This is a genomic window from Rhizobium sp. SVR5-2C (assembly GCF_056755115.1).
Genome location: NZ_JBNDHT010000704.1, coordinates 1 through 216, shown reverse-complemented (window position 1 = coordinate 216; position 216 = coordinate 1). Strand labels below are relative to the sequence as shown.

At 63.4% G+C, this 216-nt stretch carries 1 pseudogene; it reads right to left on the bottom strand.

What is annotated here, in order from left to right:
• Positions 1 to 216, bottom strand: a pseudogene (locus ACPYOI_RS37425) (serine/threonine-protein kinase PknK); the annotation flags it as partial.

Sequence of the window (216 nt, the reverse complement as noted above, 5' to 3'; positions counted from 1 at the left end):
CTGCTCGCCAATGATCAGAGCCAACTCCGGAACGAGATTGATCATGAGCTGGCCGTTCGGGCCCAACGCTTCCAGCAAGGCGGCACGCCAGTGGCTGAGCTCCGCGTCGCTCTTGACCAACAGCGGCCGGATCAGGCCCTGGAAGGCCTGGGCCAGCGTGGAATAGGGGATGTCTCGCTTGTACTGGTCGAACTTGCCGGATGCGAACAGCCCGCG